Source organism: Pseudoflavitalea sp. G-6-1-2 (assembly GCF_012927185.1).
Lineage (GTDB): Bacteria > Bacteroidota > Bacteroidia > Chitinophagales > Chitinophagaceae > Pseudobacter.
In genome coordinates this window covers 1,926,973-1,949,055 of the sequence record NZ_JABBGB010000001.1, presented here as the reverse complement: position 1 = coordinate 1,949,055, position 22,083 = coordinate 1,926,973, and the positions used below count along the sequence as shown (strand labels likewise).

Annotated in this window: 22 protein-coding genes; 9 read left to right on the top strand and 13 right to left on the bottom strand. The window is 46.5% G+C overall.

Translation table 11 applies throughout. From position 1 onward, the window contains the following. The 3 genes from HHL16_RS08100 to HHL16_RS08090 form a co-directional block, all read right to left on the bottom strand. Entirely contained in the window at positions 1-1,290 is a 1,290-nt protein-coding gene (locus HHL16_RS08100; protein ID WP_206022287.1) for a serine hydrolase domain-containing protein, read from the bottom strand. Positions 1,291-1,444: 154 nt separating this feature from the next. Continuing rightward, positions 1,445-1,663, bottom strand: a complete 219-nt coding sequence (locus HHL16_RS08095) for a DUF4287 domain-containing protein (protein WP_169424620.1) — start codon at positions 1,661-1,663, stop codon at positions 1,445-1,447. A 32-nt stretch (positions 1,664-1,695) separates the two neighbouring features. After that, positions 1,696-2,121: a VOC family protein gene (locus HHL16_RS08090; RefSeq protein ID WP_169424619.1), complete on the bottom strand. Its 426-nt coding sequence runs from the start codon at positions 2,119-2,121 to the stop codon at positions 1,696-1,698. Positions 2,122-2,232: 111 nt separating this feature from the next. On the opposite strand from HHL16_RS08090, the gene HHL16_RS08085 reads away from it, so the two are divergent. Continuing rightward, the gene (locus HHL16_RS08085; protein WP_169424618.1) at positions 2,233-3,207 is read left to right on the top strand and encodes a helix-turn-helix domain-containing protein; all 975 of its coding nucleotides are present in this window, start codon (positions 2,233-2,235) and stop codon (positions 3,205-3,207) included. Between the two features lie 89 nt (positions 3,208-3,296). Continuing rightward, complete coding sequence (locus tag HHL16_RS08080) at positions 3,297-3,803, top strand: GNAT family N-acetyltransferase (RefSeq protein ID WP_169424617.1); 507 nt, start codon at positions 3,297-3,299, stop codon at positions 3,801-3,803. Here the strand turns inward: HHL16_RS08080 and HHL16_RS08075 are convergent, their stop codons facing one another. The 3 genes from HHL16_RS08075 to dctA all read right to left on the bottom strand — a co-directional run bounded on the left by HHL16_RS08075 (position 3,804) and on the right by dctA (position 6,432). Beyond that, positions 3,804-4,481 (bottom strand): hypothetical protein, encoded by a 678-nt coding sequence (locus HHL16_RS08075; protein ID WP_169424616.1) that lies wholly within the window; start codon positions 4,479-4,481, stop codon positions 3,804-3,806. A 64-nt stretch (positions 4,482-4,545) separates the two neighbouring features. Next, on the bottom strand, positions 4,546-5,130 hold the full coding sequence (locus HHL16_RS08070; protein ID WP_169424615.1) for an alkylphosphonate utilization protein: 585 nt from the start codon (positions 5,128-5,130) through the stop codon (positions 4,546-4,548). A 48-nt stretch (positions 5,131-5,178) separates the two neighbouring features. Then, positions 5,179-6,432, bottom strand: coding sequence for a C4-dicarboxylate transporter DctA (gene dctA / locus HHL16_RS08065; RefSeq protein ID WP_169424614.1), 1,254 nt, complete (start codon positions 6,430-6,432; stop codon positions 5,179-5,181). A gap of 276 nt (positions 6,433-6,708) precedes the next feature. Here dctA and HHL16_RS08060 point away from each other — a divergent pair, with 276 nt between their 5' ends. After that, complete coding sequence (locus HHL16_RS08060) at positions 6,709-7,077, top strand: nuclear transport factor 2 family protein (RefSeq protein WP_169424613.1); 369 nt, start codon at positions 6,709-6,711, stop codon at positions 7,075-7,077. A gap of 44 nt (positions 7,078-7,121) precedes the next feature. On the opposite strand, the gene HHL16_RS08055 is transcribed toward HHL16_RS08060, so the two are convergent. Beyond that, positions 7,122-7,904 carry a hypothetical protein gene (locus HHL16_RS08055; protein ID WP_169424612.1) on the bottom strand — a complete coding sequence of 261 codons (783 nt, stop codon included), beginning with the start codon at positions 7,902-7,904 and terminating at the stop codon, positions 7,122-7,124. A gap of 205 nt (positions 7,905-8,109) precedes the next feature. On the opposite strand from HHL16_RS08055, the gene HHL16_RS08050 reads away from it, so the two are divergent. Both HHL16_RS08050 and HHL16_RS08045 read left to right on the top strand, forming a co-directional pair. Beyond that, a complete protein-coding gene (locus HHL16_RS08050; protein WP_169424611.1) occupies positions 8,110-9,003 on the top strand; it encodes a LysR family transcriptional regulator in 894 nt (297 codons plus the stop codon). Between the two features lie 70 nt (positions 9,004-9,073). Continuing rightward, positions 9,074-10,042: a putative sulfate exporter family transporter gene (locus HHL16_RS08045; RefSeq protein ID WP_169424610.1), complete on the top strand. Its 969-nt coding sequence runs from the start codon at positions 9,074-9,076 to the stop codon at positions 10,040-10,042. A 102-nt stretch (positions 10,043-10,144) separates the two neighbouring features. On the opposite strand, the gene HHL16_RS08040 is transcribed toward HHL16_RS08045, so the two are convergent. The 3 genes from HHL16_RS08040 to HHL16_RS08030 form a co-directional block, all read right to left on the bottom strand. Then, positions 10,145-12,040, bottom strand: coding sequence for a SusD/RagB family nutrient-binding outer membrane lipoprotein (locus HHL16_RS08040; RefSeq protein WP_169424609.1), 1,896 nt, complete (start codon positions 12,038-12,040; stop codon positions 10,145-10,147). Positions 12,041-12,059: 19 nt separating this feature from the next. Then, positions 12,060-15,173 carry a SusC/RagA family TonB-linked outer membrane protein gene (locus HHL16_RS08035; protein WP_169424608.1) on the bottom strand — a complete coding sequence of 1,038 codons (3,114 nt, stop codon included), beginning with the start codon at positions 15,171-15,173 and terminating at the stop codon, positions 12,060-12,062. A 78-nt stretch (positions 15,174-15,251) separates the two neighbouring features. After that, positions 15,252-16,481, bottom strand: a complete 1,230-nt coding sequence (locus HHL16_RS08030) for an ROK family protein (protein WP_169424607.1) — start codon at positions 16,479-16,481, stop codon at positions 15,252-15,254. A 187-nt stretch (positions 16,482-16,668) separates the two neighbouring features. On the opposite strand from HHL16_RS08030, the gene HHL16_RS08025 reads away from it, so the two are divergent. From HHL16_RS08025 to HHL16_RS08015, 3 genes are all read left to right on the top strand, one after another. Continuing rightward, complete coding sequence (locus HHL16_RS08025) at positions 16,669-17,466, top strand: SDR family oxidoreductase (RefSeq protein ID WP_169424606.1); 798 nt, start codon at positions 16,669-16,671, stop codon at positions 17,464-17,466. A gap of 82 nt (positions 17,467-17,548) precedes the next feature. Next, entirely contained in the window at positions 17,549-17,719 is a 171-nt protein-coding gene (locus tag HHL16_RS08020) for a hypothetical protein (RefSeq protein WP_169424605.1), read from the top strand. Then, entirely contained in the window at positions 17,716-18,651 is a 936-nt protein-coding gene (locus HHL16_RS08015) for an SPFH domain-containing protein (protein ID WP_169424604.1), read from the top strand. Before HHL16_RS08020 ends, HHL16_RS08015 begins: the two co-directional genes overlap by 4 nt. Here HHL16_RS08015 and HHL16_RS08010 read toward each other — a convergent pair. Then, on the bottom strand, positions 18,648-19,037 hold the full coding sequence (locus HHL16_RS08010; RefSeq protein WP_169424603.1) for a helix-turn-helix domain-containing protein: 390 nt from the start codon (positions 19,035-19,037) through the stop codon (positions 18,648-18,650). The genes HHL16_RS08015 and HHL16_RS08010 overlap by 4 nt on opposite strands. Positions 19,038-19,124: 87 nt before the next feature. Between HHL16_RS08010 and HHL16_RS08005 the strand changes: the two genes are divergently transcribed. Further along, positions 19,125-19,724, top strand: coding sequence for an NAD(P)H-dependent oxidoreductase (locus tag HHL16_RS08005; RefSeq protein WP_169424602.1), 600 nt, complete (start codon positions 19,125-19,127; stop codon positions 19,722-19,724). A 43-nt stretch (positions 19,725-19,767) separates the two neighbouring features. Here the strand turns inward: HHL16_RS08005 and HHL16_RS08000 are convergent, their stop codons facing one another. Beyond that, positions 19,768-20,391: a GyrI-like domain-containing protein gene (locus HHL16_RS08000; RefSeq protein WP_169424601.1), complete on the bottom strand. Its 624-nt coding sequence runs from the start codon at positions 20,389-20,391 to the stop codon at positions 19,768-19,770. A gap of 814 nt (positions 20,392-21,205) precedes the next feature. Next, complete coding sequence (locus tag HHL16_RS07990) at positions 21,206-22,066, bottom strand: glycerophosphodiester phosphodiesterase family protein (RefSeq protein ID WP_169424599.1); 861 nt, start codon at positions 22,064-22,066, stop codon at positions 21,206-21,208. Between the last annotated feature and the right edge of the window lie 17 nt (positions 22,067-22,083).

Genomic DNA, 22,083 nt, shown 5'->3' with positions numbered 1-22,083 from the left:
TCAATGTTTTTCCAATTCAGCAATAATTTTTAAAGCACCTGTATTGCCGGGGTCGAGAGAAACTGCCTTCTTGTAACACCTCAATGCATTTGCCTTATCGCCCTGCTTCAGATAAGCTTCACCCAAGCTATCCCAGACGTTCCCTGATGCCGGAAAGAGCTTTGTGTTGTATTCAAAAACTTTGATGGCTTCATCGATCCGCTGTTTGGAAAGCAATACATACCCAATGGAATTGAATTCATACTCATCATTGAAATAGTATTCATCCGGCGAATGCATCTTCAGCTTTTCAAATTGATCTATCAGCGAACTGGCCCTGATGGTATCCAGTTCTTTTTGTATGGCTACTGAAAATTTCTTTCTGGGAGCTGTATAGGGTTTATCGTCGAGGATGGCCTGAATGCAGGTATTGATGTCACCGAGATTATTTTGCTTGTTGTTGGTAAGCAGAATCACCAGCCTGCCTATTGTAGGATTACTCACGAGGAGCGCCTGATAACTATCTGCAGTTCCATCATGTTCGTGCCGGGTGATCAGGTTGTTTTCCATGGCTCCTTTACCAAGCCCAGCCTGCTGTCCAGATGCAGCCGGTATCAATATCTGGCGGGTATTGTCCGGAGTGAGCAAACAGAATTTTTCGAGACAGACAGACCAATTGTAAAAATCGGCCAATGTTACACTGGTCCATCCGCTCATCGTATATTCAAGCCTTCCTTGCTTGTTATCATTGTCGAAGCATCTTGCAACCAATGGATCTTTTTCAGCGGGATCAACCAGTGCTGTTTTCATTTTGGCCGGAATAAGCAAATACTGTTTTACAAACTGATTGAAAGACAGTCCTGAAATTTTTTCAACAATCCTTCGCTGCAAAAATACATTCGTGTTATAGTAAGCGTAGGAAGTTCCAGGCTCGAACATGGGTGCTGTTGTCTCCTTCAGCTGTTTCATGATGTCCGCATCCGATTTTGCCTGATCCCAGTTTACGTTCGGAAGCCCGCTTCTGTACTGAAGGAGGTGCAGTACAGTTATCTTGCCCATCCACGCAGGCATATCAGGAAGAAAGGATGTTACAGGATCGCTCAGTTTCAGCTTGCCCTGCTGAACCAACAGCATAATGGCAACCGAATTGAATTCTTTTGCAATGGAACCAATATGAAAACGGTGATCGGTGGTTAATTTTTTTGTATGCGTAGAGTCCGCAAAACCAATAGCAGCCGAATATACAGGCTTTCCTTTATCGACTACCAGTAAATTTCCATTGAAGAGCCCCATGCGAAAGGCACGTTGCATAACTGAGTCGATAACAACCCGATGGGATTGCGCAAATGAAAAATGGCAGACAAAACAGCCTGCCATCAGTAACGATTTTCGGAGTAGCAGCAAGTTGGTCATGATGTATAAGTCGCGCAGAACTTAAAAATGTTGCATGTACCAACCAACGCAGTTACTCGCGCTTGCCTTTGAAATAAGCATAGAGCGACATTGCATGGCCATGCCCTAACTCATATTCTTCTTTCAGCCAGTTCAGCACTTCTGTGGCTTTCACTTTAGGATCGAGTTCTCCTTTGATGACGAACTTCTTTTTCTCTGCGAGTTTTTTGAAGTCTTCGGCAGATTTGCCTGTTTTCGCTTTGATATTATCGAGGTAAGCCTGGAACGACATATGATTACATTTTGAGGGTTACTGTTTTGGATTTACTTTTTTGGTTCGTGGGTGATCATCCAGTTGATGCCGAATTTATCTTCGCACATGCCATAATAATTGCCCCAGAAAGTTTTGTTCATCGGCATCATCACTTTACCATCATCGGAAAGACCTTCAAAGAATTGATCCGCTTCGGCTTCGGAATCGGCAAATACGCATATATGCAGGTTGTTACCGAATACCATACCGGCTGTCATTCCTTCAACGGCATCACTGGCCATGATGCGATGCCCGTTGCCGATGGTCAGCGCAATATGAATGAATTTCTCCTGTTCTGCTTCGGACAGTTTTTCACCTCCGGGAATTTCGGCATACCGTGCATATCCGGTGAACTCACCGCCCAGAACAGATTTGTAAAAGTGCATCGCTTCTTTGGCATTGCCGGCGAATTGCAGATAAGGAACAAAGTCTTGCATGTCGTAATTGTATTTAAAACGAAAGTAAGAACCGGAAACCAAATGGATGCTGCGTAATTACGACAATCTATGGTTGGTGATCGCGACAACTTCAATCCCTATTTTTACAGCATGAAAAGCATTACCATTCTTGCCTTGCACCATGCATCGATTGCATCCATTGCAGACAGCTATACGCTCTTTGCCAAAGTGAATGAATTTCTGCAGGAGACAGGACAGGAAGAGCCGTTCGAGATTCGCCTTGCAGGTATCAATAAAACAACCACCCTCAGCAATCAGCTGTTTGCCGTGTTTCCGCAGGTGCATATCAAAGAAATAGACAGAACGGATCTGGTGATCATTCCTTCCCTCACAGGGAATATGATGACGGCTACCCACCTCAACCGCGAGTTCGGAGGATGGATCGCAAAACAATACAAACAAGGCGCTTCGATTGCTGCCATGAGTACCGGCACTTTCCTGCTGGCATTCTCGGGGCTGCTGAAGAACAAACAATGCACCACTCACTGGGCTTATGCAAATGAGTTCAGGCATTTTTATCCGCTCAGTACATTGGTAGATGAAAAGATCATCACCGATCAAAGCGGACTGTACTCCAGCGGGGGAAGCAATGCATACTGGAACCTGTTGCTTCATCTCACAGAAAAACTTACAGATCGCCGCACAGCCATTCGAACAGCCAAATATTTTGTGATCGATATCGACAAGAATCTGCAGAGTCCATTCATCATTTTCAATGGTCTCAAAGATCATGGAGATGATATGGTTTTGCAGGCACAGGAATACATAGAGCAAAATTATTTCGACAGATTTGTGGTAGACGAACTGGCTGCCCGTTTCAATTGCGGACGCAGAACATTTGAAAGAAGATTCAGCAAAGCCACCCGTCATTCGCTCATCAGCTACATTCAGAAAGTAAAGATCGAAGCAGCCAAGAAACAACTGGAATCCGGCAGCAAAACAGTGAGTGAAATAATGCTCGACTCCGGGTACGCCGATATCCAATCCTTCAGATCTGTATTCAGAAAAGTAACGGGTATGACACCTGTCGATTACCGCAACAAATACCGCGCAGCAGCAAACTGATACCCCGGTTTTCTGAAAATCTGAATCTATTTTCAATCAGCAAACTTTCTCAGCTTTGCATCAGCAACACAGTAAAGTTGAAAAGGCACATGAAAATACTCAACAGCAATATCGGGGACATCAACAGAATTTTTGAGTTGTACGATCTGGCCACCTCTTACCAGAAACTGGTGGGAAAGAAGCACTGGCTTGGGTTTGAGCGTTCACTGGTAGAGAGAGAGATCAGCGAGCAGCGCCAATGGAAGATTGTGGTGAACGATCAGATTGCCTGCGTATTCATGACAGCCTTCAATGATCCGTATATCTGGGGCGAAAAGGATACAGATGCATGTATCTATCTGCATCGCATTGCCACCGATCCCGCTTTCCGTGGACAACATTTTGTAAAGCAGATCGTGAGCTGGGCAAAAGAATATGCCGCCACTCATGGACTGGACTATATCAGACTCGATACCGGCAGTGGCAACGACCGGCTGAATAACTACTACATCAGTTGTGGCTTTACCTATCTGGGCATTACAGAACCGGGCACTACACCGGATTTGCCGGCGCATTACCAGAACGGAAGCTTCAGTTTATTCGAGATGAAATTATGATCACCAGAATTTCCACCAGGGCTTCTTTGCGGGGAGCATGGCAGCTTGTTCTTCGATGGCTTTGAGCACCGTGTCGTATGAATCGTCATCGGGATTGAGGTCTCTGTCTGCAATCCATGTGAGAAAAGCAGTGCTGCCATCTCCGATTTCGATCACTCTGTCCATATGCGTCATAATGCCGAGGCCGCGCTCATCATCCCAGGTGCATCCGAATTCGTAGCCTACATAACCGATATCATCTTTACTTACGTTGAGAAGATATACGCCTGAAAGGCCGATAAGTTTTTTCAGATCCTCTACATTTTTCACTTCAGGTAAAAGCGCAGCAGCTTCTTCGTCGGTGAAACCGTAGAGTTCCTGCAGATTACCATATTCGGATAGCAGTGTTTGCAGAATATTTTCCTGTATGCGAACCTGATGTTCCATCAGGTAATTGTAGGCATTGAGATGAAAATACTGAACCTGCGGATCTTCACTCACCATATCACCACCGATATTGATGCTTGCATGACCGTCGGAGGGCTCAATTTCAGGAAGGAAACTGTCTACATCCTGCCTGCTCTGAAATCCGCTCCAGCAGGGGATTACAATGGGGCCTTCGAGGTTCCTGATCTCGTATTTTCCCGATCCATGGGTGAACAATTCCAGATCTGGGATCTTAGATACCGGCGTGTACATGTACAGTTCTTTTTGGGGCTTGGTTCAGCGCCAAAATACAAAATATGCAATAAAATTGCAAGTGTTATCCGTTCTGTCTACGTACATATTTTGTGAGAATAACAATCAGCTGACCTTCCACTCTTCCTTCGATCTGTTCTTTATTGTCTTCTACCAGTCTGATGTTCCGAACCACTGTTCCCATCTTGGCGTTGAGGGTAGATCCTTTTACGTCGAGTGATTTTACAAGCACAACGGAGTCCCCGTGCTGAAGAACATGGCCATTGGCATCGCGGTGCAGTTCAACGGAGGCATCGTTCTCATGATCGCCGGTTGCTTTGGCCCAGGCGAGATGTTCATCGCTGAGATACATCATATCCAGATTTTCCGCAGCCCAGCTCTCGTTGCGGAGACGGTTGAGCAATCTCCAGGTTACCACCTGAACGGCAGGTACTTCACTCCACATTGAGGTGGTAAGGCAGTTCCAACGGGTTGTATCCAGCTCTTCTTTTTTATCGAGCTGCAGGCGGCACTTCTCGCAGATCAGGATAGTGTCGTCGATAGTTCCATCTGAAGTTGGGGGTACTTCATAAGGTTTCAGACCATCAGTTGAAGTGCAGATTTCACATTGATTATTGCTTCTTGCCGCCAGTAAGTCAACCAGTTTCATGCTTAGAGATTTAAAATATGCGCGCGAAGGTAATGTTTTCGCTGAACATCAGGCGGCCAGCTGTTTTTTCTCCACTACGCGTTTGTATGTATCCATGTCGATCTCTTTCTCCGACTTTGCAATAACTACGGTTGCGATGGTATTTCCGATGATGTTCACTATAGCGCGGCCTTCGCTCATGAAACGGTCTACACCGATCAACAAGCCCAATCCTTCGATAGGTATCACTTTCAGGGCTGTGAGTGTAGATGCCAGCACAATGAAACCGCTGCCGGTAACGCCAGCTGCGCCTTTGCTGGTGAGCAGCAATACGCCGATAACGGTGAGCTGCTGCCCGATGGACAGATCGATATCGAATACCTGCGCCAGAAAAATCACAGACATGCTGAGATAAATGGTGGTACCATCGAGATTGAAGCTGTATCCGGTTGGCACTACCAATCCCACCACTTCTTTTTCACAACCGGCGGCGGTTAGTTTTTGCATCAGCGATGGCAATGCAGCTTCGCTGCTGCTGGCGCCGAGAACGATCAGCAGCTCTTCTTTGATATAGCCAAGCAGTTTCCAGAGACTGATCTTGTAATAAAAACAAACGAAGTTGAGTACAATGAATATGAAGAGAAATCCTGTAAGATAGAAGGTGAGTAATAATTTTCCCAGTGCAATGATGCTGGCAAATCCGAACTTGCCGATAGTGTAGGCCATGCCACCGAAAGCACCAATGGGACTGAGTTTCATGATTATCCTGATCACATTGAAAAGTACCTGATTGATCTTATCGAATGTGGACAGTAATCCATCCCCTTTGCTTCCCAGCATTTTCAATCCTATTCCGAAAAGGATGCTGAAGAAAAGCACCTGCAGAATATCGCCTTTGGCGAATGCCTCTAACACATTATGCGGAACGATATCGGAGAAGAATTTTCCCCAGTTCATTTCCTGTGCCTGTGCTGTGTATTTCGCTACCTGTTCACTGGTGCCGGTGGGTCTGTCTACCCCCTTGCCGGGTTTTATGAGATTGGCGGTGAGCAATCCGATCACCAGTGCCAGTGTGGTTACGATCTCGAAGTACACGAAGGCTTTCAATCCTACCCTGCCTACTTTTTTCATGTCGCCTGCACCTGCAATACCCGCAACGATGGTGAGAAAGATCACGGGGGCAATCACCATCCTGATCATGTTGATGAAAGTTTCGCTGATCAGTTTGGCAGTACCATTGAAAGAAGGGAAGAGCCAACCAGCAAAGACGCCCAGGACGATTCCGATGGTCACCTGCACATACAGACTTTTCAGATATTTCATTTGCAGTTAGGGGGTTAAAACGCAATGATAGCGTAATTTTCAGACACCATCCAAATTCGTTGGGCAGGGAACGCTCCCATTAGAAAACATTGAAATTATCAGTGCAATGGTTATTGAAATTCAGTAAACCGGCCTGGCAAAACTGACCATTGCCGATCTATCATTGCGCGAGAGAAACATCATCAAACAGAATGGGAATTGCATTTCCCAATCATTCACACTCATAAGCTTAGCCATTGCTGGCATGGATTTTTTTATGGCCTTCCATAAAAGCTTATGAACTCAATTTCAGCTCATGCCTCCAGAGAACTTGTACTGGGACTGCTTCGTGCGCTGAATGATCACGATTACAGGGAGGCCCGCAATTATGTTCACGCCGACTTCCGATTTAAAGGAGTGCCGGGATCAGGTGAAAGTGCAGCAATCTTTTTTTCGGACATGGAGAAACTGCAGCTGGAATATAATGTGAGGAAAGTATTCGCCGAAGGCAATGATGTATGCGTGCTGTACGATCTGCTGTTCAGAGATCAGCTGATATTCTGTTGCGGCTGGTTTCAGCTGGCAAACGGAAAGATCACCAAACTGCGCGAAGTATTCGATCCGAGGCCGTTATTGCAGAAAAGCCAGTATCTCACATCGGATTGAGGGAGATACCGGCTTCGCAATTTGCTGTGTGTTGAAGGATCCACTTAGTTTAGCTCTTTCAGCAAGGCAGGCACATCGAAGGTTTTGCGGATCTCGGCAATCAGTTCGTGCCCCCATTCTTTTTTGAGCTTGTATCTGAACAGGTCGATGATCACCAGCTGCAATTCGGTTTTTCTTGTAGAATCGTAGAATGCAGGATTGGGTACCACCAACCGGAGTTTCCCCGACATGCCCGGCAGTTTTTCTTCCACCTTCTGAGGAGGCACCTGAGCAAACAAAGGCTTTTTATTTTTGGTAAGCACCAGAAAGCCACCTTCATAAACCGGACATCCATCGATGGTTTCGATGATCTTTGGTTCGTAGAACCAGTCTCCTTCTCTCGATCCGAGCATCAGCATAGTAACCATATCGTTCACATAAACTTTAATGGACGCGCCTTCCTGCTGCATCTTTGGAGCAGGGTCTTTATCCGAAACCAGAAATGGTCTGATCAACAGTCCGGTTACTCCCGCCATCACTTTCTGATCGGAACAGGTTCCGTTTGAACAGGCAGCATTCCACACATTCACATTGTATCCATGAGGAGGGTTGATGCAGGGAATGGACTGATGCATTTTTTCCATAAAACGTTTCATATTGCTGAAGAAAGCCTGAATCTGCGCATCAGAATATCCAGATCGTTTGGCATCGAGCGGATGCCCGGCAGGTGCCGCCAGAAATGCACCTTTCTCTGTAAACAATCTGGTTCCTTCCTGCGCATGCAACAATTGCGCAGACACGATACACAACAGCAACATGGATGTATGATAAACCCTGAGTACGTTCATAGTTGAATGTTTTGCAAATGAAAAGTACATCTGTAAACTACATTCAGGAGATGAAATCAAAATGCAGCCAACGCTGAATCGCAGCATTAACGGAGTGTACCGACAAATCTTCGTAGTCAGTTATTCATATCTCAGCGCCTCCGCTGCCCGATAATGAATTCGGGCGCTTTTGGTTATTCTTGCGTTAACTGCCTACCTTCACAGTATGTTCGACTTCAGGTTAAAAGTTTTCAATACAGTGGCAAAGCGGCTCAGCTTCACCAAAGCTGCCACCGAGCTATTTATTACACAACCTGCAGTAACCAAACATATCCACGAAATAGAGCAGTACTTCAAAGTGAAGCTGTTTGAAAGAGATGGAAGAAAGATAAGGCTCACGCCAGCCGGTCAAACACTGCTGCGCCACACAGAAGATCTTTTTGCATTGTACAGAACACTCGAATTTGAAATGCATACGCAGGCCGATAAGAAGGCAGGCAGATTACGTGTGGGCGCGAGTACCACTGTTGCCCAGTATGTGCTTCCACCTGTGCTGGCATCATTTCATCAGAAGTTTCCCGATATACGCGTAACGCTTCATACAGACAACACTGAGCAGGTAGAGCAATCATTGCAGCAGCATCAGGTAGATTTCGGCATCATCGAAGGAAGATCGAAGAACAGCGCTTTCCGCTATACACCTTTTCTCAAAGATCAACTGGTGCTGGTGGCCAATGCATCGCATCCGCTTGCGCGCAAAGGGAGCATCAAACCCGATGAACTGCTGAAGATCCCGCTGCTGCTGCGCGAACCAGGATCAGGCACACTCGAAGTGATCGCACATGCTCTCAAACCACTCGGCATAAAAATCACACAGCTGAAAAAAGAAATGCAGCTGGGAAGTACAGAAAGCATCAAATCTTATCTGCAACACAGCCAATGCATGGCTTTTCTTTCCCTGCATGCCATCAAACCCGAACTGGAGCAACGGCTCTTCTCCGTGATCGATGTAAAAGGGCTGAATATTCAGCGGGACTTCTTCTTCATCAGCCCGCATGGCGAAGCTTCTGCCATGGTAAAACTGTTCATGCAGTTTGCGTTGACCTATAACTTCAGGTAATCGATCATCACCATTTACCATTTCCCAGGGAATACCATTTCACTGAACTTTGCCTCAGAAAATCAGTGAAATGGACAAACTTAAATCTGTACCCCGGAAATTTTTAGACAGGCAACTCAGTGCGAGGGAAATCATCTTCATCATAGCGGCATTGCTTTGCATCAGTGGACTGATCAGTGCACCGGTAGCATTGCTGATGGGGCTGCTGGTAGCTCAGTTTGTTGGCCACCCCTATCTTCATCTCAATCATAAAGCCACACATATATTGTTGCAGGTATCTGTAGTAGGACTGGGCTTCGGCATGAACGCGCATGCGGCGCTGGAAGCGGGGCGCACCGGATTCGGCATTACCGTGGTGAGCATCCTTGCCACACTGATCATAGGCGTATTGCTGGGAAAGTGGTTGAAAATCGAAAACAAAACTGCGTACCTCATTGCGGCAGGGACAGCCATCTGCGGAGGAAGCGCTATCGCGGCAGTAGCGCCGGCCATCAAAGCGAAAGAAAACCAGATGACTGTTGCACTGGGAACAGTGTTTATTTTCAATGCAGTGGCGTTGCTGATATTTCCCGTGATAGGGCATGCACTGGCCATGACGCAGGAACAGTTTGGGTTGTGGAGTGCCATTGCCATTCACGATACATCATCGGTAGTAGGAGCAGGAAGCAAGTATGGAGCAGAAGCGCTGGAAGTGGCTACTACAGTGAAACTGGCGCGTGCATTATGGATCATACCGGTGAGCATTCTCTCCTCTTTCTTCTTCAAACAAAAAGGGCAAAAAGTAAAGATCCCCTGGTTCATCGGATTATTCATACTGGCGATGCTGGCGAATACATTCGTGCCGGCAGTGCAGCAGTTCAGTGGATTTGCAACAGGCATAGCAAAGGCAGGATTAACGCTCACGCTGTTTCTGATCGGATCAGGATTATCGAAAGAAGTGCTGAAGTCTGTAGGCGTTAAACCGATGTTGCAGGGATTGGTATTGTGGGTGATGATTGCAACAGCAACCTTGTGGATGATTCTGAAATTAGCAGCATAATCGATGCTTCAGTCGATACAATAAGAAAGGCCGTTCTAACCCCTTGAAAGAACGGCCTTTTCTTCTCATGTACCCGCAGGTCGACAAACGATTACCCGCGAATTATTTTTGGGCCCACCAGAGTGGGGTAGTTATTGCGTCCGTGGCACCATTACCAAGCGCAGTCATGGCCTGTTCGTAGCCTTTTGCGTTTGCATTGATGAGTGAAGACGGATACCTGAGACGTTGTGGGAAGCATTTCACAGTTGGCGTCATAAAGTTAGCCTGTGTGAGTGCCGGCAGATTGTTTAATGTGTTCTCAACAACCGGAGTTTCGATGAATGGCAGACCGAGTCTGCGATGATCGCTCCATGCTTCGAGTGGCAGCCATGGCATCTGCGCAATGTATTTCTGAGTGATGATCTTAGTGAGCAGATCATTCTTTACAGTACCATTTTTGTACAGTGTATTTACAGGATACTTGATGTTCACAGAGCCGGTTGCAGCAGTGTAGCCATCAACATAGTCCATCGCATACGTAGCAGGTGGTTCAGTAACATGGCTCCAGCTTACAGAAGTTCCATCATTGTTATAATTGGTAGAAGCCAGGTAAGCAGGGAGTTTGCTGCTCACACCCCAGTATTCGAAGCTGGATGTGATACCTTTTGTATAAGCATCTTCGCCAGTGAGGGGAACAGTCCAGCCTCGTACGGCAGCTTCCGCGATCAGGAAATAAGTTTCCCATGGAGCGAAGAACAGACGCTTGTTTGAATCGTTACGGAATTTGAGAGCCAGCCTGGGAGATCCACCGGATGTGAATACCCACAGGTTCTTGGAACCGGGAACACCCCAGTCACCACCTGCTGCACCATTCCAGGTGAATGCACTCTCGAGCGTACGAACTGTATTGGTACCGTCAGTGAGTCTTTTGAGTGTAGAGCTCCAGTTATTGAGCTTGGCGAAATCAGGATTATTGAAATCCCCTGCAGGAGGGAAAGTCAGATAGCCCCTTGGGTCGATCATATTGGGAAGACCATCGAGCCAGTATCCTGCGTATGGTTCATTCGTTTTGGTAGAGAAATGATCCAGCAATCTCAGGCCGGCGTAGTTGGCGGGCTTGATATAAGGTGCATAAGAAGCAGTCAGCTGATCAGCAGACTTGATACCACCTAAACCAGTGTAGAGATTCTTCACAGTTGCAGAGAGCATTAGCGTACTCCATGGACGGCTCATTACACCACTGAGGTCGTTCCAGCCGGATTTCTCCTGTACCTGAAACGCATCTCCCATGGCGGTGAGCAGTGGCTTGGTCACAGCATCTTCAAATTCAGCTTTTGCTTTTGGAGCATCCACCTGTGAAAGGCGCATCGCTAAACGAAGGCGAAGTGAGTTGGCATATTTCTGCCATTTGGCCCAGCTGAAACTGTATGCCGCATCATAAGCCTTGATATTTTCCGGAGTAGGTACGTTCAGATCCAGTTTGGCACTGGCATCTTTCAGTTCCGCCAGAATATGGTAGTACACAGTTTTCACGTCAGCAAAATCAGGGTTCGTACCCTGGAAGCCATTGACAGGAATGGGTCCGTAGTTATCAGCCATTTCACTCATCAGATAAGCACGCCAGATGCGGGCAACCTGTTTCATGTTATCGTTGTGTGGCCAGGCTGTTCCGTTGGTTTTCTTATCGTCAGCTACCTGAATGGCAGTATTGACGTGATTCAACCATCCGGAGATATATCGGAAATAATCTTTGTTCCAGTCGTCATCATCCTCACCGACATTGAGCGTGTTTTCGAGCATCTGGTGAGAGGCGACTTTCCAGTACAGTACAAAGGCCCTTTCACCGATGTGCGGGTCCATCTGTGCACCAATGATAGCGTTATTGAGGAAGTACTCCACTTCTACCTGCTCGGGACTAGCCTGCTTGGGGTTGGTCCCCAGATCGTCAAACTTCTTGCAGGATGATGCCAGAACGATGGCAGACAGTGCAAGTGCTGAAGCTATTTTGAATCTTTTCATTGTCATTTCAATTTCAGTGTTAGAAAGTAAGGCTCAGGTTGAACGTTACAAGACGGGTTGTAGGAGGAGCGAAGTACTCGAAGCCCTGCGCGTTGTTGCCGGTTGCGAGTACAGACTCAGGATCCTGACCATTCAGGTGGCTGGAGATCAGCCAAACGTTGTTGCAGCTAACGCCCACTCTTGCACGCTGAATGGGAGTGTTGCCCAGGAAGCGCTTAGGCAGTTCGTAAGAGAGCGTTACGTTGCGTACGCGAACACTGGATGCATCGTACAGGTTTGCTTCTGTAATACCGAGGTTGCCGGTACCAGACACAGCAGCCCAGTAACGCTGAGGAGTGATCTCTTTTTTATTGGTTTCATAACCACCGCCTGGTTTAGCAACAACACCTGATACAACAAATGGATTACGTTCTCCATTCACAACAGTTGCAGCTGCCATTCCGCTTCTTTGAAGGTTAGCATTGGTTGCAGAGAAAATTTTGCCACCAAAACGGGCATCCACGAGGAATGAGAAGTTGAAATTCTTGTAAGAGAATGAGTTGGTAACACCCAACAAGGCTTTTGCCTGCTGATTGCCGAGATTCACTCTTGTTTCTGATGATTTCTGAGGGGCTCCATCTGCATTCAGAATGAGCTGTCCATAGAATTCGCTCTTCGGATCTGTTACACGGCTGAATGCGCTTCCATAGATCTGACCATAAAGCTCACCTGCAGCCGCTACAACATGCACATCATCATAAGAGCCGAGGGCATATTGGATAACATTTTCCTTTGGATAAATTTCAATGATCTTGTTCCTGTTCATGGAGAAGTTCACCAGTGTATTCCAGTTGAAGCCTGCGGGACTGGCAATGATCTTTGCATCAGCAGTTACCTCGAAACCTGTATTGGTGATTTTGCCGGCATTGATCTTTCTGAACTCATAACCAGAACCCGGGTCCATTGGAAGATTGATCAGCTGATTGGTTGCACTTGTATGATAGTAGCTGAAATCGAGTCCCAGACGATTGTTGAACAAACGAAGTTCAGCGCCCAGTTCTACCGATGTGATCTTCTCGTTTGTTACTGTTGAATCAAACAGAATATTAAAGCGTTTTGCAGTCGTATTGCTGTTTGGATCGCGACCAATCACATAAGTGTTGTAAAGCTGGTACGCATCCATATCATTACCCACCACTGCTGTTGAAGCACGCAGTTTACCGTAGTTAAGCCATTTTGGACCTTTGAATGATTCTGTGAAGATATAAGACAGGCTCAACGCAGGATATGCATAAGAACGATTGGCTTTGGCAAGTGCTGAAGACCAGTCGTTACGCAGTGATCCTTCGAGGAAGAGATATCCATCCCAGTTCACACCGAATGTTCCGAACACTGAATTGATCTTCTTATTCTTCACTTCATCAGTTACAGTGGTTGGATTTTTTCCGTTGCCAACATGGAAGAAATCAGGAACCTGAAGTTCTCCTGCATTGTCAGCGAGGTAAGTATAGCGCTGATCCATCAGGTTTCCACCGATGGTGACCATACCGCCCAGTTTGCCGAAGAGATTATCTTTCTTGGCAGTAATGAGCGTGCTGTAGTTTGCTTCCTGGAATTCTTTCAGTCCTTTTGAGTAGCTGCCGTTCGTTACGATCGGGCTTCCTGCATATACTTTTGCTTCGATCGTTGTATTGTAGATATCTGCACCTGCTTTCACTTCAGCATCGAGCCAGTCTGTGAATGCATACTTGATAGATCCGTTCAGGATAACACGACCTCTTTTGTCGTAGTTCTGACGATATTTCGTGTTCCAGTATGGGTTCACTGCATTACCATCCTTAGGCCACCAGAGCATGGTACGGTTAGGTTTCAGCGGATATACGAAGTCGTTGAAATCGATGTTCACCGGTGTGTTGTACACCACTGATGCGTAGTTATTGGAGTTATTACCGCTCTGAGGTCTGTTAGTGGCTTTGGAATTGGAATACTGCACTTTGAAGTCAGTAGTCCAGCGATCATCCTTACCGAATTTAGCCACCATCCTGGTCATCAGGTTGAGACGCTTCAGATTCACGCCCGGAATGAAGCTTTTATCATTCATATAATTCATGGAGCTGTACAAGCTAACTCCTTTGAACTGCTGAGAGAATGAAAGGCTGGTATTGGAGTTGATCCCTGTTCCGAAGAATGTTTTGAGATTATCGTTGGCATGCAGATTCTCTTTCTTGCCCGCCCAGTTGGTAACTTCCTGACCGGTGATCTTTGGTCCCCAGCTGGAGCCGCTTTCAGCGTTAAAATTTCCTTCAGTTCCCTGAGCAAAATTTGATTGTCTGTCAGGAGTAGTGAAGATGCTTTCAACACCTAAAGACTGACCTACGGTGATACCCAGACCATTCGTTTTTCTACCTGATTTGGTAGTGATGAGGATGGCTCCGTTACCGGCGCGGCTACCGTAGAGGGCAGCAGATGCAGCACCTTTCAGCACCGAAATATTCTCGATGTCTTCAGGGTTGATATCGAACAGATTGTTACCCTGATCCATCTCCGGATTCCAGTAGTCGTTATTCTGCACACCAGTGGTGTTGTCGAGGGGAATACCATCCACCACAATGAGGGGTTGGTTGTTTCCGGTAAGTGAGTTGTAACCACGGAGCACGATCTTGGAAGACCCCCCGGGGCCGTTTCCTGAACGAACTACCTGCAGACCGGCTACCATGCCAGACAATGCATTGGTTACGTTCGGTTCGCGGGCCTCCACCAGTGCGCGGCCTTTGATCTCCTGCACACCGTAGCCCAGTGATTTTTTCTGACGGCGGATACCCAATGCCGTTACCACCACTTCATCGAGGCCGGATGCAGCCGTTTGAAGTGTAACATTTACTTCACCGTTTGCTGGTACTTCGGCTGAGCCGAAGCCAATAGCGGTGATCAGCAGTTTTGCACCCGCCGCTACCTGAATGCGGAATAATCCCTGCGCATCCGTAGCAGTCTGGTTGCTGGTTCCTTTTTCTGCGATGGTAGCTGCAGCTACCGGATTTCCGGACGGATCTTTTACCGATCCCGAAACCCATTTCTTCTCCTGTGCGTTAGCGGTGAGGTAGCCGAGTACCATCAAACCGGTGCAGAGCAACAGGCGGCAAAGCATTTGTCTCATGCAGTGTTGAATTGTTTGGTTAATAAATACGTGCTGCTCTTCACTCCTCATAAAGAGCGGCACAAAGAGCCTTCCCCATCAGGCTGAGATCAGCTGTTTGCTTTTTCTCTGAGGCCTGGTACTATCAAAGTGTTCCATCACCAGGGCAGCGCTTCCCATGCGTTCAGCTTCGTACCCTAATGTTGAAATCATAATTTCAATGTTCTCTGCGATGCGCGGAATGCAATGTTCGTTCAGCGCCTGTTGAATGGGCGCCAGCCAGAGTTTGCCCGCCATCACACCTCTTCCGCTCAGCACAATCTGTTCGGGATTCAGCACGTGAATGAGAATGGCAACACCACGGCCGATATGATAGGCAGCCTGGCTCAGCAATTCCACCGCATATTTGTCTCCTTTGCTGGCGGCTTCCATGATAGACCTGTAAGTATCTTCCACCTGTTCGCTGCTGAGGTTTTTCATGGAAGTGGTTCGTCCTTCTTTCAAACCAGCGATGGCTTTTTGTGCAATCACCAGCAGAGAGGTTTCTGTTTCCAGGCAACCCATCTTTCCGCAATTGCAGATCTTATCGTTGGTGAAAAGTGGAATATGACTGAACTCACCTGCGAATCCATTGGTGCCTCTGAAAAGTTTTCCGTTGAGGATCAATCCGAGACCGATGCCCCATCCGATATTCACCACCATGGAGTTCTTCTTTCCGCGGGCCGCACCCAGCCTGAGTTCTGCGAGTGCAATCAGACTGCTGTCGTTATCGATCTGTACTTTTAATCCTGTTACTTTTTCAATATGACTGGTAATGCTTCCGGCACCGGCCTGCAGAAAAGTGTAGTTCACTCCTTTGGTTACATCAACGAACCCTGGCATTCCAATTCCTATGCCAGCAATTTTTTCTTTGGGAATTCCCGAACGGGTGATGTACCCATTCAGAAATTCAGCGAGCTGGTTCAATGCGTCGGTCTGATTGCTGAGATCCAGTTCTAGATTCTCTACTTCCACTACATATTCGTTATGCATGTTCAATACTCCTACATGAGTAATAAACTGGTCCATCGCCACTGTTACCACATACATGATATCTGCCTTCAATGAATAATTCTGCGGACGGCGGCCACCGGTTGAATGAGCATGTCCCGATTCAATCACGGCACCTTCTTCCATCAGTTCCGCCAGTGCTTTGGCAGTGTAGGGCAGGCTTTTGGAGGTGAGGCTGCTGAGTTCAGCGCAAGACAACTCCTTATTAAAGTACAGGTGTTTGATGAGGCTCTGCTTGAACACTAATTGCTTTTCAGACACAGGCGAAAATTTAGACATTACGACCAGAATAACGAGTTCAAGGTAAAGAACTTCTTAAACAAATGCAAAAAGTGCATTAATATTTTATTAAACCTCAAGAACTATTTAAACTTTTCATGATGAATTTGCCCGCTTTTTGACGTAAGTGCACCCGCTTCTTCCAGTGAAGAGGTGGTAAGTTTGACTAAATCAAAAGCCTGATACTATGTTACTTGCAAATAAGAACGCCATTATATACGGAGCTTCGGGAGCTATTGGCAGCCATATCAGCCGGGCATTTCATCTTGCCGGCGCCCATCTGTTTCTGGTTGGGAGGAATAAAGAAAAGCTGGATGCCTTCGCCGCCACCCTCCCCGATCAGCAACGTGTAGATACTGCTTCCGTAGATGCTTCGGATGAAAATGCCGTGAAGAAACACGCAGCAGAAGTAGTTGAAAAAGCAGGCAGCATCGATATTTCAGTGAATGTTACCGGCGTATTCCATATACAGGGAGTGGCATTTGCAGACCTGAGTGTGGAAGATTTTATGTTCCCCGTCAATCATTATATCCGCACCAATTTTATTACGGCACAAGCAGCAGCGAAACATATGATACCGAAAAAATCAGGTGTATTGCTGAGCATTTCAACACCGGGTTCTAAACTTCCGGGAACAGGTTTTATGGGATACGGACTCGCCTGTTCCGGCATCGAAGCGCTGAACAGGCATTTCGCCGGTGAGCTCGGCGCCTACGGCATCAGATCGGTTTGTCTTCGTCCGGATGCAATCCCCGAAGCCATTGCAGCAGGATCTCACAGTAAAGAAGTGTTTGCAAAAGCCTCGGCAGCAGCAGGCATCAGCATTGAAGAAATGCTGGCAATGCATGCGCAGTCCGGCCCGCTGCTCAAAAGACTGCCTACACTCGAAGAAGTAGCCAATACCGCAGTGTTCATGGCATCGGATCATGCCAGTGCCATTACAGGTACGGTAGCCAATCTCACCTGTGGCTCGCAGGTAGACTAAACGGGTATTTTCGGAGCCCCACTCGCTTTCTACGTAATTAATTTGGATCTTGCACGACCAATATTACGTAGAAAGCAAACCTATGTTTACGCTCATCAGAATCATTGCCTTTATCGCACTCACCACTGTAAACGTTGAGTACCTCATCAACAGAAGCAGTTCCACAGCCCTGCTGATACTCGCAATAGTAATCGAGGCAATTCTATTTCAATTCCTGTTGTTACCACCGATTAAAAAACTCATACGCAAATGATTACTTCATTATTTGTGATCGGCACCGTGCTGATCGTATTTCTTTATTACAGGGCTAACTGGACATCCATTCGCAGCAGTGCATCTGTATTTGCATCTTCCAAATTCTGGATCGGCATTTTCATTCTCATTACCGGATTCATCATCAGCTCCATACAACCATTCAATATGGAACGGGTAGATGCCGGCCATGTAGGCATTAAAGTGAACCTCACCGGCGACAACCGCGGCGTGAGCAAATTCGAATACAAAACCGGCTGGGTGATCTACAACACCTGGATCAGCAAGCTCTATGAGTTTCCCACTTTCCAGCAACATATCGATTACCCGGAACAGCAGGTGATCACCAAAGGTGGATTTTCCGCTACCATCAAACCAAGTTTCAACTATTCTCTGAAACCGGGAGATGTGGGCGATATGTTTCAGAATCTTCGGTTAGGCATCAAGGAGATAGAACAGCAATGGCTGCAGACAGCTATCGTGGGGACAGTGAACGATGTGGCCAACAAATGGGCGGTAGATGATATCTTCAATCAGAGAGAAAAATTCGAGTCCGACATTGTAGCAGAAGCCAATAAGCGCGTAGCGAAATGGTTCACTATTTCACAGCTGAGAACAAATATCATTCCTCCTGCTGCGCTGCAGCAATCGATCGAGGCAAAAACAAAAGCCATTCAGGAAGTGCAGGTAGCCGAAAACCAGCGTCTGGTGGCCATTGCAGAAGGTGATAGAAAAATTGCACAGGCACGCGCGGACAGCGCTGCACAGGTAATTGCCGCTGCCGGTGAAGCTGAAGCGATCCGCCGAAAGCAGGTTTCACTGAACAGCACTTATATCGATTATCTCAAAATTCAAAAGTGGGATGGTAAGCTGCCGCAGGTTCAAACCGGCAATGGCGGGCTTATTCTCAATCTCGATAAAAGAAACGATTAAGCTGGTAGAGATCTTTTCTTTCTGCTGCGCTCCATGATATTGCGCCGGTGCATCTGGCCCCAGTCGTGGAGCGCACGCACTACCTCTCCCAGTGTGTCTGCATAATCTGTTACTTCATATTCTACCAGCACAGGCGTTTCCTTTGCATATACCGTTCGCTGAACAAATCCGTTCAATTCCAGATCTTTCAGTTCGTTCGACAATACCCTCGCAGATATTCCTTCTACTTTTCTTTGCAGATCGTTGAACCGCAATCCTCCTTCGGACAATGCAATGATGATGCGCAGTTTCCATTTACCTCCAATCACATAGAGTGCATCTCCTACCGATGCCAGCGCATTGTTGCATTCCGGTCCCGGGCGGCAGTTTTCTTTCATTTGTTTCATACAAACCTGTTTAGCTAACCCAAAGGTTACTACTAACCTTCAGTATACTACTAACTATTTATTAGCAAAGGTAGGTAGGTTTGCATTATGAAAAACATACTCCATATTATTTCGAGCCCGCGTCAACAGGAATCCTCCAGCATAAAGCTTGGGAACAGGATCATAGAAAAACTGCTGACGCAATATCCGGGTAGCAGCGTTACCACTCACAACCTGAGCCAAACCCACTACCCGCCATTGCAGGAAGCGCAGATAGCTGCTTTCAAAACTCCACCGAACGCATTGAATGCGGAACAGCAGCAACTGCTTAGTCTGAGCAACAAAGCTGTGGCGCAGCTGGCTGAAGCAGACATTCTGGTGATCGGTTCTCCGTTGTACAACTTCACAATTCCGGCAGGATTGAAAGCCTGGCTGGATCATATTGTACGGCCCGGACTGACCTTCACTTATGAAAACGGAAAACCACAGGGGCTGCTCAAAGTGCAACAGGTGTATCTCGCACTGGCAGCGAATGGAGTTTACTCCGATGGCCCCACAAAGCATTGGGATTTTGCAGAACCCTATCTGCGGCATATCCTCGGCTTTATCGGACTCAGCAATATAACTACTTTCAGAGTGGAAGGAGGCGGTATCCCCGGCATCATGGAAACCGCTCTGGAAAAAGGTTTGGAAAGCGTGCAACTCTGAGTGCGTAATCATTGAAGCAAGAATCGCCCGGGCGCTTCATTTGTTATTTCACAGGTTCACGCAATATTGTTTTTAATTTTTCAGGCGCTGTTCTTCTGAAGTCAGACAGATAGATTTCATGATGCAGTCCATTATGCTGAAGACCTTTTTCCTGCATGAATGCACTCAGTTTTTGCAGAGTCTTTGGCTCTTCTGAAAATGGACCGGTGTGTAATACCTGCGCACATTTACCTTCGTGCAGTGTAAACCACTCCACTTTTTTTACGAGCGGATTCTCTTTTCTATCAGCGATTTCACCGAGCATGCCTTCAACTGCCGATTGCAAAACATAGTCCGGCATTCTGATCAATAACCGATAGCTCCATTCGCTTCTCGGAATTTTCAGAGGCGCTTCGTCCATCGATATGCCTTCATACTTTTTCAGATCGAAATGCCAGAGGCCTTCGAGTTTGGAAACGGTGAAGTCTTTCCCTCCTGCTTTGTAGAAAAACTTCACTGCATAGGCAGTAGTGTAAAGCGCCTGAATATTTTCGATGAAGGCAGCATCGGAAGGATCTCCTATGCCGGTTATGGAAAGATATTGCGCCGGCGGCAACTCAAGTACCTGAGGGTTCGATTTGGCAGTATAGTAGTCTTTGTACAGTTTTACGAGGTCTGTTTTTTCCATAGTCAGTTTTTATGGAGGCAAAGGAACTGCTGATGAGTGACAACCCTATGTCAGTAGAGAAAACTTAAAATCAGTTTCACAGGAGTATTTACAGGTGAGGAAACAAGAGTGGCAATTTGGAAATTCAAAATTTACGCTGTACCTACGTAAGATGAATGCTCCTTTTTCTATCCCCGACACCAAACCTGAAATTGGGAACAGATTGGCCAGCCTGGCCATCGACTATCTTTTCTCGCTCATCATCACTGGAATAATGACTGTGCCATTTTTCATACAACTCATTAATGAGGGCTTTAGCCATTTCGGAAAAAAAATATTCCCTTTCAACTTTACCCTCTTCCTTTATATAATTGCAGGGTCAGTTATTGGCAAGGCGATCTATCTCTGCAAGGACTCTTTCAATGGAAGAAGCATAGCCAAAAGAATATTCAAATTTCAGGTACTGGACAGCAAAACCGGACAGGTAGCCAGTCCTATGAAATGCCTATTCAGAAATGCACCTACTTTTCTATGGATTGTAGAACTGGTAATGGCATTGGTAAATCCGGAAAAAAGACTGGGAGACTTGATGGCTTCAACCAGACTTGCAATGTACACTCCTGAAACAATGCCCCAACCTGCAATTAAAATATCTCAGATAATTCTCACATTCCTTTGTGCTTTAGCTTTTCTAAGTCTCCTGTACGGCCTGATGTTAACCCCTTTTCTGATAATTTCAAATATTGCGCACTAATGTTTTCAAATCCTATTTAAAAAATTCGGCCAACCTTAATGAATAAGATTGGCCGTTTCGGTATAGGGATTGGGCTAAGGATCAATAATACAGCTTCCTGCTCTCCAGAAACTTTTTCAGCAGTGCAGGATAATCCGTCTGAATAATATTTGCTCCTGTAACAATAGCTTTTTCAAATGCTTCTGCATTTCCTGCAGCCACTTCCCTGTCTACATCTCCGAGTGCATTATGCCATACGCGTGCGCCATTGGCTTTGATGCCGGAAATCACTTCAGCAGTATTATGCGTTTCGTCGATATGAATGGCTTCGGACTTAACTGTCTTAAATGCTTTCACCGCTTCCTTTGCACTGTGCGTGCGCAGCAATGTCATAAACGCGGGGTTCTTTTCCTTGATCATTTTTGCATGCTTCGCTTCGCCTACGAAGAACAGACACTGATCGGCGGTACCGGTTTTGTTCACGGTTTCCATGATGGCATCTACACATTCTTCCGTTTTGATATCGAGATCTATCATGATCTTGCCTTTGGTGAAGAGCAATGCTTCTTCAAGCGTTGGCACTTTTTCTTCTGTCAGCTGATCTTTTTGTTTCAATCGCAATTGACGGATCTCTTCGAATGTGAGATCCTTGATAAGCCCCTTTCCATTGGTGGTGCGGTCTACAGATTTATCGTGCATAACAATCAGCACGCCATCCTTGGTGCAACGAACATCGAGTTCGATAATATCCACTCCGATTTCAATTGTTCTGCGGAATGCAGCGATTGAATTCTCAGGATCTTCGAGATGAGCACCACGATGCGCCGCAATCATGATAACCGGGCTGCCCGTGTTTTTGAATGTCTGCTGAATCTGCTGAAACCTTGCAGTGGGTTCCTGCGCCTGCGCAATTGAAAAAATGCCAAGCAGGAAGAAAAAAACGATGCTGATATGCTTATTCATTTGAATGTAGTTTGATT

Coding starts and splice junctions, on each gene's coding strand:
- HHL16_RS08100 (WP_206022287.1), bottom strand. CDS start 1,290: ATGCAACGTGCCTTTCGCATGGGGCTCTTCAATGGAAATTTACTGGTA.
- HHL16_RS08095 (WP_169424620.1), bottom strand. CDS start 1,663: ATGTCGTTCCAGGCTTACCTCGATAATATCAAAGCGAAAACAGGCAAA.
- HHL16_RS08090 (WP_169424619.1), bottom strand. CDS start 2,121: ATGCAAGACTTTGTTCCTTATCTGCAATTCGCCGGCAATGCCAAAGAA.
- HHL16_RS08085 (WP_169424618.1), top strand. CDS start 2,233: ATGAAAAGCATTACCATTCTTGCCTTGCACCATGCATCGATTGCATCC.
- HHL16_RS08080 (WP_169424617.1), top strand. CDS start 3,297: ATGAAAATACTCAACAGCAATATCGGGGACATCAACAGAATTTTTGAG.
- HHL16_RS08075 (WP_169424616.1), bottom strand. CDS start 4,481: ATGTACACGCCGGTATCTAAGATCCCAGATCTGGAATTGTTCACCCAT.
- HHL16_RS08070 (WP_169424615.1), bottom strand. CDS start 5,130: ATGAAACTGGTTGACTTACTGGCGGCAAGAAGCAATAATCAATGTGAA.
- dctA (WP_169424614.1), bottom strand. CDS start 6,432: ATGAAATATCTGAAAAGTCTGTATGTGCAGGTGACCATCGGAATCGTC.
- HHL16_RS08060 (WP_169424613.1), top strand. CDS start 6,709: ATGAACTCAATTTCAGCTCATGCCTCCAGAGAACTTGTACTGGGACTG.
- HHL16_RS08055 (WP_169424612.1), bottom strand. CDS start 7,904: ATGAACGTACTCAGGGTTTATCATACATCCATGTTGCTGTTGTGTATC.
- HHL16_RS08050 (WP_169424611.1), top strand. CDS start 8,110: ATGTTCGACTTCAGGTTAAAAGTTTTCAATACAGTGGCAAAGCGGCTC.
- HHL16_RS08045 (WP_169424610.1), top strand. CDS start 9,074: ATGGACAAACTTAAATCTGTACCCCGGAAATTTTTAGACAGGCAACTC.
- HHL16_RS08040 (WP_169424609.1), bottom strand. CDS start 12,040: ATGAAAAGATTCAAAATAGCTTCAGCACTTGCACTGTCTGCCATCGTT.
- HHL16_RS08035 (WP_169424608.1), bottom strand. CDS start 15,173: ATGAGACAAATGCTTTGCCGCCTGTTGCTCTGCACCGGTTTGATGGTA.
- HHL16_RS08030 (WP_169424607.1), bottom strand. CDS start 16,481: ATGTCTAAATTTTCGCCTGTGTCTGAAAAGCAATTAGTGTTCAAGCAG.
- HHL16_RS08025 (WP_169424606.1), top strand. CDS start 16,669: ATGTTACTTGCAAATAAGAACGCCATTATATACGGAGCTTCGGGAGCT.
- HHL16_RS08020 (WP_169424605.1), top strand. CDS start 17,549: ATGTTTACGCTCATCAGAATCATTGCCTTTATCGCACTCACCACTGTA.
- HHL16_RS08015 (WP_169424604.1), top strand. CDS start 17,716: ATGATTACTTCATTATTTGTGATCGGCACCGTGCTGATCGTATTTCTT.
- HHL16_RS08010 (WP_169424603.1), bottom strand. CDS start 19,037: ATGAAACAAATGAAAGAAAACTGCCGCCCGGGACCGGAATGCAACAAT.
- HHL16_RS08005 (WP_169424602.1), top strand. CDS start 19,125: ATGAAAAACATACTCCATATTATTTCGAGCCCGCGTCAACAGGAATCC.
- HHL16_RS08000 (WP_169424601.1), bottom strand. CDS start 20,391: ATGGAAAAAACAGACCTCGTAAAACTGTACAAAGACTACTATACTGCC.
- HHL16_RS07990 (WP_169424599.1), bottom strand. CDS start 22,066: ATGAATAAGCATATCAGCATCGTTTTTTTCTTCCTGCTTGGCATTTTT.